The organism is Pedobacter gandavensis (genome assembly GCF_032678745.1).
Classification (GTDB): Bacteria; Bacteroidota; Bacteroidia; order Sphingobacteriales; family Sphingobacteriaceae; genus Pedobacter; species Pedobacter gandavensis_C.
On record NZ_JAVTST010000001.1, the window covers coordinates 1,494,918 to 1,511,370 of the forward strand.

Consider the following 16,453-nt stretch of genomic DNA (forward strand, 5'->3'; position numbering starts at 1 on the left):
AACCATTTTTAAGACGGCCCTTTTTAATGAATATCCTATGAGAGTAATCGCAGAACTACCGCACCCGGAATGCAAAATCACCTTGTTCAACATGAACCAGAAATACATCATCAAATTCGAACAGGGCGGCCTTGAACAGAGCTATAAATTATCCGAACTTGACCTTACTGGAGGTGGAGCTAATGAGATTTTCCAGATCCTTGATGAGGCATTTATCGCAACAGTTGTGGCCAGATTCAAAGAGATGAGAACGGATTTCTCAGCCGCTTACCAGCGTCAGCAATATTAGTACACAAAAACACATCTAACTTACTGTAAAACAGCAAGATTAATAACGATACAGAATTTAATTCTGTGAAATTAGCAAAAAATAAGACTCAAAATTCAACTAATATTCAGTAACACATTAACAATACTAAATTAATTGCACTGAAAAACAATAAGTTAAGATACCACACAAAACTTTATATGGGTAGGTTAATTAGCCAAATATTAGGGAGGTTTTGAGTTTTAAGCTGAGAAAACAGCTGGCAGATGAGCTGATACTAAGATACGTTTCTATCCTCATAAAAACCAGTCTCCCCTCCTATTTTATAAACCAGCACAGGCTGAAAAATCAAGCTCAAATCCATTTTATAAATCCGCCAGTTAATCCGTACTTTTGCTGGTATGAAAGCGAACTTACTTTTAATAGCGGCGACTCTTATCCTGGCATTTTCAGCATGCAATAAAGTTTCGGAAGAGATCAAGCGTGATGTCATTATCAGACCAGATTCCATTAGTTTTTCCATCCCTCCTATGACAGTAAATGGAGACTCTATTGTGATAGACAATCTACCTACAACAGTTAACATTGCAGACAGCATACAGAGGCTTGGCGGAGAAAGTTTCAGTGTGAACGACATTACCGATGCTAGGCTTTCCAACTTCAGCATAGATCAGGTACTCAGCAAAAATGACACGATCAACAGAAGAACTAATCTTAGTAGCATCAGTTATATCAAAGCAAATCTCAACAATGGTACAAAAAGAGATAGCCTGGCTAAAGTCATCAACAACTCTTCTCAGGATGCTTTCACGACTAAGCTTGTCCTAAGTAATGCAATTGATAATGCGCTATTAAAAACCTATCTGAGCAATGGCGCTTTAAGATATACCCTAATCATTAAGCCTAGAAAATCAACTATAGATACCATCAAGGCAAAAATCGCGGCGAGCTACACCTTAACTTTACGAAAATAATAGTCCCTCATAGCCCTCCAGGAATCGGAGTATTCCCGATCTAACCACTGGTTAATATTGTTCCTGAATAAATCAAAGACAAAAAAAAATAGGTTGGTCCAAATTAATGGCACAACCTATTTTTCCAGGGATTGAAAATCCCGATTATTATCTTTTGCTTATACCTTTCTTGGAGGCAGTTCGAAAGCAACAGCATCATGCTCAAAATGACCACGGTGTGCGCCATCACAGAAAGGCTTGTTAGCAGACAATCCACAACGACAGATCGACAAAGTCGTTCTACCTTGCAATCCGTACTCATTTCCTTGCATATCTACGATTTCAAAGTCTCCTTCGATCTTCACAGATCCATTGTTATTTATGGTTAATTTCGTTTTTGACATCTTCTTATATTTTTGACAAAAATAGAAATTGAAAGTCCAACCGAGGCGACAGATTGCAATTTAGATTCATTCACATTAAGGGCATAAAAAGCGTTTAAACACCAACTTTCTTCAATAACCACCATTTAACAGCGTGCAGAATTGATTATGAACTTAAAATTGTTTATATTTGCATGAAACGGGATATCATTACAACTATTCTCTTACTACTTACCCACTAATCAATCTTATGATTAGGTTTCAATTTCTCCAGGTTGCTGATCCGTTGCCTCCCGAGAATTAAATTACATTCTAGCCATTATTGATTCATAAAGGAATCGAATAATTAGGCACAACAGAATAGGTAAAACCAGAGGAGAAGGTTATTTTTTAACTAATACATTGAATTTATGGCTAAATCTCAGGCTACCTTCATGAAGAAGCAACTAGAAAAAAACAGGCAGAAGAAAAAAGAAGATAAAGAACATCGCAAGCAAGAGCGTCAACAAAATTCTTCTGGTGGTGATCTGGAAAGCATGATGGCTTATGTGAATGAATTCGGGGAGATAGTATCTACTCCACCGGAAAAGGCCCCAGAAAGAGGACCAGACAAGAAATAATAACATAAGAGAGCTGCTATAAAGCGGCTTTTTTTGTACACTATTGGGTACACAATACCACAATAACAGGCATTAACCCACTGCAATACCCCCTTCCCGTTTCCTGAACGGGATTTTTTTTCTTTTTTCTGCAGGCAACAATTCCCAGCTCCTTCCCTTCTTTTTTTTTCAAAAAACCACAATTACCCAGGCAGACACCCATCTAGTTAGCCCCTCAATTCCACCCATTTATCTTCGATAAAGGTTCCCAAATTGCATTTATTTACGTAGAAATAAACCGGCTATTTTACTATTTTTGATTATGACAAACTGCTTGATTTCCATTGATCATTATCATTTCAAAAAAATAAGCCTGTTTTTTGCTCCATATCTAAACATAATAAGAGATTAAACCTCAATCGCTATGAATAACCTCTCCCATTTTTCGGATAGAAATACGATGCTGGATTTATTTACAGAACAAGTCAGAATAGCAGCCTATCAAACTGCTGTAGTATTTGAAGAGCATGCCCTTAGCTACCAGGAATTAGATCGCATTACAAACCAGCTTGCCCATTATTTAATCAGTAAGGGAATACAAAAAGAGACATTGGTACCTATTTGCATGAATGATCCTAAAAATATGCTGATCAGCATTTTGGGTATTCTAAAATCCGGGGCTGCTTACGTTCCCGTAGATGCAGATTTTCCGGTAGCACGCATGAAATATATGGTTCAGGACAGTGGTGCTTCCCTGGTCATCACCGATTTACAATCTTTACCTTTCCTATCTGCAGCTGCAGGATTACAAATTGTTCTGGCGGATCAGGACTGGAGCATCCTGGAAGGATTACCAGATACTGCTCCAAACCTTTCGGTTTCAGCGGATCAGCTGGCCTATGTCATTTACACTTCCGGCTCTACTGGTTTACCTAAAGGCGTCATGATTGAACACCATTCCTTAACAGATTATATTCTTGGTCTGGCTGCTCATTTACCATTATCTGCCTGTAAAAACTATGCGGTGGGTGCAAGCATGGCTACCGACCTAGGAAACACCGTTATCTTTAGTTCATTGGCGCTTGGTGGCACCTTACACTTATTTAGCAAGGAAAACTTTAATACTGCGGAATATATCCACCCATATTTCAGGGATCATGCGATAGACTGCCTGAAAATAGTTCCCTCTCATTGGAAATCGCTAGCACTGGACGGCCTGGATTTAATGCCTCAGCAACTATTGATATTTGGCGGCGAGGCACTGAGTGCCAGTATGGTCAAAGAGATTAACCGTCCACCTTCAAATACCTGTAAAATTGTTAACCACTACGGTCCAACTGAGACCACGATTGGAAAACTCCTGCATTTGGTCAATAAAAACACCGTTTACGACCATACCATCCCTATTGGCAAGCCCTTTACCGATGCAAAAGTATACATCCTGAATTCAGAGTTTCAGGAAAGCGCAATCAACGAAGCCGGAGAAATCTATATTGGCGGAACTGGTTTAGCGCGAGGCTATTTAAACCGCCCAGACCTTACTTCGGAGCGCTTTGTTAAAGATTTCTTTAGTGATGCCCCGGAAGCGCGTTTATACCTGACCGGTGATCTTGGTAAAAAAAGAGAAGATGGAGAGATCGAATACCTGGGTAGAATTGATGACCAGGTGAAAATCCGCGGCTATAGAATCGAGCTGGGAGAGATTGAGAGCATCCTTCAAACTGCACCAGGCATTAAGCAGGGGGTAATTTTAGTCCGGGAAAATCAGCTTGGAGACAAAAGGCTGGTCGCCTATGTGGTGATTCAGGAAAACTATGATAAGAAAACCCTGATCAGTTATTTAGAAAGCAAATTACCCCTTTATATGGTGCCACAGCTGATTGTACAGCTAGAGGCCCTACCATTTAGTCCGAATGGAAAAGTGGATAAAAAAGCTTTACCAGATCCGGATGCGGCAACTCTTCTGACCAACAGTTATGAAGCACCTAATTACGAAACAGAAAACAACCTATCTGCCATCTGGAAAGAGGTCCTTGGGGTCAGCAGAGTGGGTATTGAAGATAACTTTTTTGAGCTGGGCGGAAATTCCTTACTCGCTCAAAAATCTATAGCCTTATTAAAAACCCGCCATGGCCTGCATTTGCTGGTCACTAAAATCTATCAATTCCCAAGAGTTAAAGAGCTTGCTGCTTTTCTGGATGGTAAGGAAGCAGTTAAAACCTTTAAAACTAAGCTCAGAACGCAAAATGAGGGCTCGGAAGTTGCGATCATTGGTATGAGTGGTCGTTTTCCGGGTGCAGATTCAGTAAAGGAATTATGGGAATTATTGAAGGCAGGAAAAGAAAGCACGACCTTCTTTAGGGAAGAAGAGCTGGACCCAAGTGTTCCGGCAGCAATCAGGAACCATCCAGATTATGTGAAAGCAAGGGGCATTATAGAAGAAGTAAAGGGTTTTGATGCTGCTTTCTTTGGCATCACGCCAAAACTGGCAGAGCTGATGGATCCGCAACAGCGCATCTTTTTAGAGATTGCCTGGCAGGTACTGGAAAAAACAGGCTATGCTGCCGGGAATAACGAAGGCCCGACCGGCATTTTTGCCGGCGTCCGCGTCAATACCTATTATGCGAATAATGTATTACCAAATCCGGATCTGATCGAAAATGTCGGCAAATTCCAGGTCATAACAGTTAATGATAAAGACTATGTAGCCACCAGAACCGCTTATACACTCAATTTAAATGGTCCGGCGGTAAATGTTCAATCCGCTTGTTCTACTTCGCTTTTGGCCATCGCACAGGCCGTACAGAGCATTAGAAGTGGACAATGTGAGATGGCGCTTGCGGGTGGAGCCACTATAAATGCCCCTGTAAATGTTGGTCACCTCTATGAAGAAGGTGCAATGCTGAGCAATGATGGCCATTGCAGGCCATTTGATGCTGCTGCAGAAGGCACGGTGTTTAGTGACGGTGCCGGAGTCGTTTTATTGAAAAATAAAGCTGCAGCCTTAAGAGATGGCGACGAGATTTATGCGGTCATCAAAGGGATAGGCATCAGCAATGATGGTGCTGGAAAAGGCAGTTTCACCGCACCAAGTGCAGAAGGTCAGGCCGCAGCAATTCGAATGGCGATTGATGATGCGGGAGTCGATCCTGCCCAGATCAGCTATATAGAAACCCATGGCACTGCTACACCTTTAGGTGATCCCATAGAAATTGAAGGATTAAACCTCGCCTTTGGACAGCAGGAGAAGAATCAATATTGTGCCATAGGATCAGTAAAAAGCAATTTCGGACACCTCACCTGTGCTGCAGGGGTGACCGGGCTGATCAAAGCCAGTCTGGCAATGCACCATCAGCAGATTCCAGCAAATATCAATTATGAAAAACCAAACCCAAATATTGACTTTGAAAACAGTCCTTTTATCGTAAACACACAATTAAAAGACTGGAAGGGTGATCATCGTCTGGCGGGAGTCAGTTCCTTTGGCGTTGGAGGTACAAATGTCCACATTATTCTGGAATCCTACTCAAATCCGGCTTTAACTGAATTTCAGTCTACTAAACCGGTGGAGGCATCCCGTCCTTTACAACTGATCAGCTGGTCGGCTAAAAACGAACAAAGTTTAAATCAATATGGCGAAAAACTTGCGGCCTTTCTCGAAGACGAAACAGCTGTAGGGATTCCTGATCTCGCGTACACTTTAAACCAATTCAGACAAACTTTTCCTTTCCGGAGGTTTGTATTGGCATCAGATCTCGCATCACTTAAAACTGAATTACAAAAAGGGAGCAATTTACCGCCTGCGCAAACGAAGAAAAACCCTGGAATCATTAGGGAAACAGTATTTACTTTCCCCGGACAAGGCGCACAATTTCCGGGTATGGGAAAAGCATTGTACGAACATGAGCCCGTGTTTCGCAAGGCGATGGACGAATGTAATACCTTATTACTCCCTCACTTACAGGAAAGCCTATTAGAGGTGATTTATCCTCAAGAAATCAATGAAGCAGCGGAGGAGCGCTTAAAAAACACGAGATATAGTCAACCGGCTTTATTCATGATGGGTTATTCCTTGGCTAAACTCTGGATGAGCTGGGGAATCCATCCTTCTGCTTTCATCGGTCATAGCATTGGAGAATTCGTAGCTGCACATTTTGCAGGGATCCTTGGTTTACAAGACGCTTTAAATATCATTGCTACACGCGGAAAACTGATGAGCGAACTTCCGGGAGGAAGTATGCTTTCTGTTCGTGAAAAAGCAGAAGTATTAAAGGCTATGCTTCCGGAAAATGTGGCTATTGCAGCCATCAACTCTCCTGATCTTTGTGTGCTGGCAGGAACTTATGAAGCTATCGCTTCATTTAGTGATCTATTAAATGAAAAAGAAATCGCCAACAGGCTTTTACATACCAGTCATGCTTTCCATTCTTATATGATGGATCCTGTACTGGAGCCTTTCACAAAGGAACTGTTAAAACTTAAATTTAATGCTCCTTCCCTGCCGATTTACTCTACTGTTAAAGGAAGAAAAATAACAGATGAGGAGGCTATAGATCCAGCATACTGGGCAAATCACCTCCGTTCTACGGTACGGTTTGATGAAGCTGCAGCGCTGTTACTCTCCGAAAACCATGGCAAAGCATTTATTGAAATGGGGCCTGGTAATGCCACGGCTACGTTTTTACGTCAGCAGCCAGAAGGAAAAAACAACCTGATCCTGAGTTCCCTGGAAATGCCGAAAGACAATGAAACTGCTTACCATAGCATTTTGAGAGCTTATGGAGCTTTATGGTCAAATGGATATCCAGTCAAATGGGCCACCTTTTACAAAAATGAAAAACGCGTTAAGTTGACCAACCTGCCTACTTACGCCTTTAACAAAACAAAATATTGGGTTGAGCCACCTGTTTCAACGGCCCTTTTTGCAGCTCCTGTTTATATGGAAGCGCCAGTAATTTCAACCACTCTACAACAACCAACACCAGTAATGAGAAAGCAATCCCTAATCAGTCAGATCAAAGACATTCTGGAAAACACTTCAGGAATAGATATGCAGGATGCTACTGCAGAAATCAGCTTTATAGAAATGGGCCTGGATTCCCTGTTGTTAACGCAGATCGCTATTGCCCTAAAGAAAAGTTTCAATGTACCGATTACCTTTCGCCAGTTAAATGAAGAGTTTAATAATCTAAAATCGCTGGCAAATTATCTGGATCAGCAACTTCCTGCAGAAGTAGCAGCTCCTGTAGCTTCCAACTCAGCTCCAGCTCATTCAGCAGCTATATCGACCCCAACTGCTGTGAATGGCAATTACCATCCTGGTCTGGGATACCCTGCGCAGCATACCGGTGCAGCAATTGAACTGATCAGTCAGCAAATACAACTTTTAGCCCAACAGGTTGCTTTATTGCAAGGGGGACAACCGATACCGGTACAAACAGTTCAAGTACAGGTAACTCCTCCGCCGCCGCCACTGGAGGCGAGCCATTCTTCTCGAAATGCGGAGGTGTTATCAAATGGAAAAACACCTGACCTAACACCGGAAGAACTGCTGGAAATTAAAAAACCTTTTGGCGCCAGTCCCAAAATAGAAAAGCAATCTGCGGCATTAAACCCGGCACAACAACAATATCTGGACGATTTGACCGCCAGATATACAGATAAAACAAAGTCCAGCAAGACTTATACTCAGGAGAACAGAGCACATATGGCCGATCCAAGGGTAGTTTCCGGATTTAAACCGGCCACAAAAGAACTGGTTTACTCCATTGTGATCAATAAATCCAAGGGCAGTAAGTTCTGGGATCTGGACGGAAATGAGTACATCGATGCCTTAAACGGATTTGGCTCAAATATGTTGGGTTATCAACCTGATGTCATCAAAAACGCCTTATTGGAGCAAATTGAAAAGGGTTATGAAATCGGTCCGCAGCATGAGCTTGCCGGAGAAGTGAGTAAACTGATCTGTGAGTTCACTGATTTCGACCGTTCTGCATTGTGTAATACAGGTTCTGAAGCCGTTTTAGGTGCTATGCGAATTGCCCGTACGGTAACCGGCCGCTCCTTAATTGTGGCCTTTACCGGCTCTTACCATGGAATTGTTGATGAAGTGATTGTGAGGGGCAGCAAGAAATTGAAGTCCTTCCCAGCGGCGCCGGGGATTATGCCAGAAGCCGTACAAAATATGTTGATTCTGGATTATGGGACAGAAGAATCCCTTAGGATCATCAAAGAACGTGCGCATGAACTTGCTGCAGTATTGGTAGAACCTGTTCAGAGCCGCAGACCGGAGTTCCAGCCAATTGCATTTTTGAAAGAATTAAGAGCAGTTACGGAACAGTCGGGAACAGCATTGATTTTTGATGAGGTGATTTCGGGTTTCCGTTTCCACCCTCGAGGCACACAAGGTCTCTTCGATATTAAAGCCGATTTAGGTACTTATGGGAAAGTTGCCGGTGCAGGAATTTCTATTGGGATTATTGCCGGAAAAAGGAAGTTTATGGATGCGCTGGATGGTGGTTTCTGGCAATATGGTGATGATTCTGTTCCGGAAATCGGGGTCACCTATTTTGCAGGGACTTTTGTGCGTCATCCTTTGGCGCTTGCTACTGCCAAGGCTTCTTTAACCTATATGAAGGAACAGGGGCCGGGCTTACAATCGGACTTAAATGAAAAAACAAAATACATTGCGGATACCTTGAACCAGATCATCAAAAAACTGGAAGTACCGATGGTTATTGCCCAGTTTGGTTCTTTATGGCGCGTTAAGTTTTTACACGATTATGCCTATACGGAGTTGTTCTTTACCTTAATGAGGTTAAAAGGCATCCATATTTTGGAAGGTTTCTCTTGCTTCCTCACCACGGCACATAGCCAGGACGACATAGACAAGATCATTAACACCTTTGAGCACTGTTTAACAGAGTTAAAGGCTGTCGATTTCATCCCTGTTTATCATCATCCAGTGGAGGAAGAGAAAATCTCCCTAAAAAAGGATATATTTAATAGTCCGCCGATACCAAATGCCAGATTGGGGAAAGATAAAGATGGTAATCCAGCCTGGTTTATTGAAGATGAAAAAGATCCAGGAAAATACCTTCAGGTAAATTAAACAAGAAACTTAATGTCTCCACATACTTTTACACCCGTTGATTTTAACCCCTTTGAAGAAACAAAGGTAATTTCGAAAATCGTATACATGAATGAGCCACAGAAAGAAATCTGGTTATCATGTATGATTGGAGAAGTTGCGGCAAATCTCGCTTACAACGAGTCTGTTTCTTTAGACCTTAAGGGTGAATTTCATTTGGATCATTTCAAAGCTGCATTACAAGAGGTTGTCTTTAGACATGATGCCTTACGTGCTACTGTGAGTCCAAACGGGGAAACGCTGATTGTCTATAAATCATTGGATATTCCGCTTGCTGTTCATGATATTTCGGAGGAAACTGATCAAAAAGAAAAGTTAAAGGCCTTTATTCATCAGGAAATGCAAAAGGCTTTTGATTTACAGGAAGGTCCTTTATTGCGGTTATTTCTACATAAACTTAGTGACACCCATTATTTCTTTACCATTGTTAAGCACCACGTCATCAGTGATGGTTGGTCTACCGGAGTATTTCTGGAAGACCTGAGCAAAATCTATAATGCCAAAGTTGAGGGGAATTCATTGAGCTTAACGCCTGCGCCTCAGATCAGCGATTTTGCGACAGAGATGATGGCTTTTGAGCAAAGTCCGGAATACCGGGAAACACTCAATTACTGGTTGGAGATGTACCGGGATGGTGTACCAGTTCTCGAACTTCCTACAGATTTTCCAAGACCGGCACTTAGAACTTATAAAGCCGCGAGGTTTGACCTGCATCTTTCTACGGAAATGGTGAGCCAGTTGAAAAAAACCGGCGCATCTTCAGGGGCAAGTCTGGTCAATACTTTGCTAAGCGCATTTGAAATATTTCTATACCTGCAAACCCATCAACAGGAACTGGTAGTCGGACTGCCTGCTGCCGGACAAGCTGCAACAGAGAAATTCGGACTGGTTGGCCATTGCGTAAACCTACTCCCTTTAAAAACAAGAATTGAACCTGAACTATCATTCAGTGAATACTTGCAGCAACGAAAAAAAGCTTTCTTTGATGCTTATGATCATCAAAAATTCACATTTGGACAATTGGTCAAAGCATTAAATCTGAAAAGAGACCCTGCCAGGATTCCCCTTGTTCCCGTTGTTTTCAATATTGATATGGGAATGGACAATTCTGTATCATTTGATCGGTTGAATTATGAGTTGATTTCCAATCCAAGGGCCTACGAGACTTTTGAATTATTTCTGAATGCCACCAACTCTAAACACGGACTAACTTTAGAATGGACTTACAATACCCAGCTTTTTAGCCATGCTGGTCTGGAGAAAATGGCCCGGGACTTTGAACAGCTTTTGAAAAACCTGATTGCAGGTCCTTCGAAAACTATACAAACACACAGTCAGGCGAATTCGGAAGCATGGCTGAATCAATTGAAACAATGGAATCAAACTGAAGTTGAATTTGATAAAAATGCTCTTTTATTGCAGTTGATTGAAAAGAGGGCTTTACAGTTTCCCGATGAGCCAGCGGTCAGTTTTAAAAAAGAACAGCTGAACTATCTGGAACTTCTGGAACGTGTACATCAATTTGCCGCTTACCTATTGGATCAAGGAATCAAAACCGGCGATATTGTTGCGCTGGCAACCGACCGCTCTATAGAAATGGTAATCAGCCTATTGGGGATTCTTAAAGCTGGTGGGGTATACCTCCCCTTAGATCCGGATTTTCCGCATGACCGTATTGTATATATGCTGGAAGATTCCCATGCGAAAGTGTTATTGGTTTCCCATGCACATCAAGGCAAGTACCAGAGTAAAGCTGTTGAATTAGTTATAGAAGAGATTTGGCCCAAACTGGAGCATTGTCCGACTAACATCCCTTTGATTCCTCTTTCTGGTAGTAATTTAGCATACATATTATATACCTCCGGATCAACAGGAAAGCCTAAAGGCGTAAAGATCACACATGGCAATCTGTTGAACTTCCTGCTGAGTATGCAAGCTGCACCGGGAATTGATCCTTCCGATCGTTTATTAGCCATTACGACCATTTCATTTGATATCGCCGGATTAGAGTTGTACCTACCGCTTCTAAGCGGAGCAGAACTGGTTTTATGTGATACAGAAAGTGCCAGAGACGGACGTTTATTATTAGACCTAATTCAGGAAAAAGACATCACGATCATGCAGGCCACACCTTCTACCTGGAGAATGATGATAGAATCTGGTTGGACCAGTGCTATCCCACTAAAGGTATTATGTGGTGGAGAAGGACTTCCTAAAGATCTTGCTACTGCACTTTTATTGCGTTGCTCTTCTTTATGGAATATGTACGGTCCTACGGAAACCACAATTTGGTCGACTATAAAAGAGATTAAAAAAGAAGATGAACTGATCACGATTGGCAGGCCGATTTTCAATACCAGTATTTATTTGGTTAATGAGAATGGACAATTGGTGCCTCCAGGAAATATCGGAGAAATTTTAATTGGTGGCGAAGGCTTAGCCCAAGGCTACCTCAATCAGCCGGAACTAACCAGAGAGAAATTCATTAAAGATCCCTTCAGTGGAAAAGCAGACAGCAGGCTCTACAAAACCGGAGATCTGGGAAAATTTACTGAAGATGGCGAAATCATTTGCCTGGGAAGATCTGACCAACAGGTGAAAATCCGTGGTCATCGGATCGAACTTGGCGAGATTGAAAACGCGATCACGGAACTGGAAGCCGTAAAACAAGCAGTGGTATTGGCCAGAGCAGATCAATTGGGCGAGCAACGACTTGTTGCTTATGTAATCCCGGAAACGCTGGCGACTAAAAATGAGACGCCATCCTGGAAAGACAGATGGGACACGATTTATGATATGGCAGCACAGTCCGCTGCAGGAAAAGCGGAGTCTGATCAAAAGATTGATGGGATTTTACTGGAGCAATGGAAAAATAGCGAGAGCCTGGTAGAACAGGCCGCGGAATGGCTGGAGGTATCTGCAACAAGGATTAAGGCATTACAGGCAACAGATATTTTAGAAATAGGTAGTGGTGGTGGTCAGCTGATGTTTGAACTCGCCCCTTTTAGCAAGTCCTATATCGCTACTGATTACGCAGAAACAGCGATTCAAAAACTACAACAACGATTAGATGCCCATCCTGAAAAATGGCCCCATGTAAAAACAATGGCCAATGCGGCTGATGATTTCAGCGGCATTAATGGTTCATCTTTCGATTTGATTCTGATCCATAGTGTGGCTCAATATTTCCCGGATACTGCTTACTTTCTTAAAGTGATCAGTTCTGCGGTACAACGTTTAAAAAAAGGCGGTTGCTTATTTATTGGTGACATGCAGGGCAAAAATAGCCTCGCCATGTACCATGCCATGGATTACCTTCCCAATGCAAAAGACAGTAGCACGCTCCCTGATTTTCAGGAAGTGGTGAGCAACCGGGTAAGAATCGAAGATGAGTTTGTTGCTGATCCCTCATTTTTCTACTTGTTGCCGAAGTTAATGCCGGAAATTTCTGGTGTAGAACTACAATTGAGAAGAGGCTCTTCAATAAATGAAACTACTAAATATCATTATGATGTATGGATCTATGTAAATTCTAAGCACAAAACCATCCAGCCGTACTTAAGTCTGGATTGGGATCAGCTCAACAGTATGGCAGCAGTTGAGGCAGTATTAGCCGAAGAAAAAGCAGATTGTATCGCCATCACTGGCGTATTCAATGCCAGAACGGCTAAAGATTATACCTTATTAGAATGGATGAAATCGGCGGCCTCTACTGCGCTGGTTGGCGACATCAAAGAACAGTTAAACCAGCTGGAAGCAGGCATTTACCCAGATGAATTTTGGGAATTAGGTCCTCAACTGGGTTATAAAACCCATATCCGTTGGAGTACTGACGGTACAGATGGCAAGTATGATGTGATCTTCATTAAAGAGGGATTGGAGCTAATCATTCCTGCAGGCCCGGATATAGATTTCGAAAATGCCAATCCATTAGATTTTGCGAAAACACCAATTTCGACAAATGAACTGTTTCTCTCTAAAAAAACAATAGCGGAATGGAAGGAAGTCCTGGCCCGCCATCTTCCGGAGTATATGGTTCCAACTGATTTTATCGCGCTAAAGGCTTTCCCACTCACACCTAACCATAAAATAGATAAGAAAGCGCTCCCTAAACCGCAGCCAAAATCGGAAAACCAATGGCAATCGAGGGAGTTGCCGCAAAATAAAAATGAGCAACTGATCTTTGACATCTGGTCGGCGGTACTGGGTTTGGAGTATATGGATACCACTGCCGACTTTTTTGAACTAGGCGGGCACTCCCTGCTGGCTGTAAAAGTGATGGCCGCCATTGAGAAAGAAACGGGAAAAAGGTTACCACTCGCTACGCTTTTTGAAAATGCAAATATTCAAAAGCTGGCCAGAAAACTCAGTCCAGCAGAGCAGGAAACACAATGGCAGGCGCTGGTACCGATTAAAACAACAGGTTCAAAGCATCCACTGTTTATGGTTCATGGTGGCGGATTAAATGTATTGGTATTTCAATCCATAAGTAAATATCTGGATGAAGAACAGCCGCTTTATGGCCTGCAAGCTTTAGGCTTAAACCAGGAAACTGAGCTTTTTGATAATATTGAAGATATTGCAGCAGTTTATGTTTCCGAAATTTTAAAAGTCCATTCGGAAGGTCCTTATTATTTATCGGGTTATTCACTGGGTGGTTTCATTGTTTATGAGATGGCTAAACAGCTGACAAGCATGGGTAAGGAAGTTAAGTTTTTAGGCATTCTGGATACTTATGCTGGAGATGTAGGCAGTTCCGTTACTAAATCAGCGAAACTACTGAACAAGATTAAGCGGCAATTCCACAAAATCCCTTTCTTCATTAATTCCTTTTTCCATCGTCCCGGAGAAACCTTACGTTATCAATGGCTAATGATCAAGCGTCGGATGGGCGGCTCGACCCTACCTATGGGGGAAGATTACACCTTGCATTTCAGTCCTTATGAAAAAGAGATTTATAGAAATTACGATCTGGCACACAACCATTATAGCATGGTTCCACAAGAGGTGAAAATCAGTTTGTTTACCGTGAAGAAAAGGTTGTATTTCCTGGATGACAACCGTAATCTTGGCTGGGCAAAATATGCAGGCAAAGGCATAGTGCATCATCATGTTCCCGGCGACCATGAGACCTTCCTTTATCCACCAAATAATGAAGAATTTGCAAGAATTTTACAGGCTGCTTTAAACAATATCTAATGGAAACAAGCACAGATACCTTGCTGAATGGCCCTATCCACTGGCAGACTTACGATGGACAAGTGCTTTCTATTAACGATTTTGTCCATGTTTTTAAGATCAAAGCGAGCGATTACTTTAAAAAGATAGTTCCGGAAGATATTCTTTCTACTGAAGAATTGGCTAAGGCAGTCCGATTTCTGCACCAACAGAGCAGGGAAAACTATACTGTAAGAAAATACTTCCTGAGAAAACTCCTCGCTCATTTTAGGGATATCCCTGCTGCTGAACTGGTGTTTCATTTGAAAGACAATAAGAAGCCTGCAATTGATGGCTTATGTTTTAATGTCAGCCATTCTAAGGATTTGATTACGATCGCTTTCAGCGCCAGAAATATCGGTGTTGACATTGAATACATAGATCCTTACTTTCAATACAAGGAGGTGATGGACCTTTGTTTTTCTGAACAAGAGAAAGTAATGGTAGAAAATGCTGCCCTTCCTATCCTAACATTTTACTTATTATGGACCAGAAAAGAAGCCATCGTAAAAGCAACTGGAGAAGGGATTGTTGAGCAACTTCAGGATGTACCAACAAACACTGCTACCGTTTTAAGAGCAGGTTTAAACTACCATATCAATAGCTATTTTGCAACGGAAACCTATTTACTGACTACGGCAGTTCCTGTAGACAGTAAGAAGATTAAATTCTGGGATTTATCTACTACCGGCCTATCTTTCCTATAGAAGGATTACTTCCTTTTCGATTTTTCCCAGGCGGCACTCTGATTCTTTTTATAATACCTGATGATCCCTGCGATGACCGCATAATTCATCACACAGAAATAATAAGGAATGAATAGCGCTTTAATCCTGATGTTTCTATTTTCAAAATAGAGTCCTATTAAACTCAATAGGTAAAAAAATATCTGCAAGCCAAACAGCGCCTGATAAAATACAGCGCCGGTTTGGAAGGCAATGATACCATTTAAGATAAAGGCTAGGATCAATAAAAATGGGGTAATCGTCCACCTCAACACCCGGTGACTCATGTATTGAAAAGTAAAGATGGGGTTATGAAAAGGATTTGCAGATTTTTTCAGCCTTAAAATCGATTGGATTCCTCCAGCTGCAATTCTTATTTTTCGTTTCAGTTCTTCTTTTACATCTGCAGAAGCCGTTTCCATTGCATAGGCATTGGGTTCGTAAGCAATGATGTAGCCATTTTCTGCAATGCGCATGGCGATCATATGATCGTCAATAATGGTATCAGATTCTACTGGCTGATACAATGCGGTACGGATACTGAATAGCTCCCCTGCTGCACCTACTCCTGAATACAAAGCGTAGTCCCATTTTTTCAAAAGAGACTCATACTTCCAGTAAAAACCTTCCCCGGCAGAGCTGGCATCAGCAGTTTCCGGAACAAGTATTCTTTTTTCACCAGCAACAGCCCCTACTTTGGGATTTTGGTAATGTTTAACCAGCTCGAGGATGGCGTCTGCATTTAAAAAGGTGTTGGCATCGGTAAACACCGTAATTTCTCCTTTGATAAATGGAATTGCTCTTTTGATTGCCGCCATTTTCCCCTCCCTGGCATCGATATGAAGCAAGGTAATTTCCGGGTATTTACGAACCTGATCTGGAGTGCTATCCGAAGAACCATCAGTAGTGAAGATAAACTGTATTTTGTCTTTAGGATAGTTCAGCGCCAGGGTATTCCTGATTTTCTCTTCTATCAATTCTGCTTCATTGTAAGCGGCTACAAGCAAACTTACAGTAGGTAGTTCTTGTCCTTTTTGGAAAGAAAAGGGCTTTATGAATAAGCTTTTTAGCTTTAACAACAGGTAAAGGACGAAGCCATACCCTACAAATGTATATATGATCAGAAAAATGCTGATCCAGAAAAGTATGATCATCAAT

General features: G+C 41.9%; 8 protein-coding genes. 6 read left to right on the forward strand and 2 right to left on the reverse strand.

The features are described 5' to 3' along the window. The first annotated feature begins 37 nt into the window (after positions 1-37). Together R2S10_RS06115 and R2S10_RS06120 are read left to right on the forward strand one after the other, a co-directional pair. The gene (locus R2S10_RS06115; protein WP_062548106.1) at positions 38-289 is read left to right on the forward strand and encodes a hypothetical protein; all 252 of its coding nucleotides are present in this window, start codon (positions 38-40) and stop codon (positions 287-289) included. A 380-nt stretch (positions 290-669) separates the two neighbouring features. Beyond that, a complete protein-coding gene (locus R2S10_RS06120; protein WP_316839561.1) occupies positions 670-1,242 on the forward strand; it encodes a hypothetical protein in 573 nt (190 codons plus the stop codon). A gap of 158 nt (positions 1,243-1,400) precedes the next feature. Here R2S10_RS06120 and R2S10_RS06125 read toward each other — a convergent pair whose 3' ends face one another. After that, positions 1,401-1,625: a CDGSH iron-sulfur domain-containing protein gene (locus tag R2S10_RS06125; RefSeq protein WP_316749147.1), complete on the reverse strand. Its 225-nt coding sequence runs from the start codon at positions 1,623-1,625 to the stop codon at positions 1,401-1,403. 413 nt (positions 1,626-2,038) lie between these two features. Between R2S10_RS06125 and R2S10_RS06130 the strand changes: the two genes are divergently transcribed. The 4 genes from R2S10_RS06130 (at position 2,039) to R2S10_RS06145 (ending at position 15,277) form a co-directional block, all read left to right on the forward strand. Further along, positions 2,039-2,224 carry a hypothetical protein gene (locus R2S10_RS06130; protein ID WP_316839562.1) on the forward strand — a complete coding sequence of 62 codons (186 nt, stop codon included), beginning with the start codon at positions 2,039-2,041 and terminating at the stop codon, positions 2,222-2,224. Positions 2,225-2,627: 403 nt separating this feature from the next. Beyond that, positions 2,628-9,314 (forward strand): polyketide synthase, encoded by a 6,687-nt coding sequence (locus R2S10_RS06135; RefSeq protein WP_316839563.1) that lies wholly within the window; start codon positions 2,628-2,630, stop codon positions 9,312-9,314. A gap of 12 nt (positions 9,315-9,326) precedes the next feature. Next, entirely contained in the window at positions 9,327-14,552 is a 5,226-nt protein-coding gene (locus R2S10_RS06140; protein WP_316839564.1) for a non-ribosomal peptide synthetase, read from the forward strand. Further along, positions 14,552-15,277 carry a 4'-phosphopantetheinyl transferase family protein gene (locus R2S10_RS06145; protein ID WP_316839565.1) on the forward strand — a complete coding sequence of 242 codons (726 nt, stop codon included), beginning with the start codon at positions 14,552-14,554 and terminating at the stop codon, positions 15,275-15,277. Before R2S10_RS06140 ends, R2S10_RS06145 begins: the two co-directional genes overlap by 1 nt. A 5-nt stretch (positions 15,278-15,282) precedes the next feature. On the opposite strand, the gene R2S10_RS06150 is transcribed toward R2S10_RS06145, so the two are convergent. After that, the gene (locus tag R2S10_RS06150; protein ID WP_316839566.1) at positions 15,283-16,449 is read right to left on the reverse strand and encodes a glycosyltransferase family 2 protein; all 1,167 of its coding nucleotides are present in this window, start codon (positions 16,447-16,449) and stop codon (positions 15,283-15,285) included. Positions 16,450-16,453: the final 4 nt, after the last annotated feature.

Coding starts and splice junctions, on each gene's coding strand:
- R2S10_RS06115 (WP_062548106.1), top strand. CDS start 38: ATGAGAGTAATCGCAGAACTACCGCACCCGGAATGCAAAATCACCTTG.
- R2S10_RS06120 (WP_316839561.1), top strand. CDS start 670: ATGAAAGCGAACTTACTTTTAATAGCGGCGACTCTTATCCTGGCATTT.
- R2S10_RS06125 (WP_316749147.1), bottom strand. CDS start 1,625: ATGTCAAAAACGAAATTAACCATAAATAACAATGGATCTGTGAAGATC.
- R2S10_RS06130 (WP_316839562.1), top strand. CDS start 2,039: ATGAAGAAGCAACTAGAAAAAAACAGGCAGAAGAAAAAAGAAGATAAA.
- R2S10_RS06135 (WP_316839563.1), top strand. CDS start 2,628: ATGAATAACCTCTCCCATTTTTCGGATAGAAATACGATGCTGGATTTA.
- R2S10_RS06140 (WP_316839564.1), top strand. CDS start 9,327: ATGTCTCCACATACTTTTACACCCGTTGATTTTAACCCCTTTGAAGAA.
- R2S10_RS06145 (WP_316839565.1), top strand. CDS start 14,552: ATGGAAACAAGCACAGATACCTTGCTGAATGGCCCTATCCACTGGCAG.
- R2S10_RS06150 (WP_316839566.1), bottom strand. CDS start 16,449: ATGATCATACTTTTCTGGATCAGCATTTTTCTGATCATATATACATTT.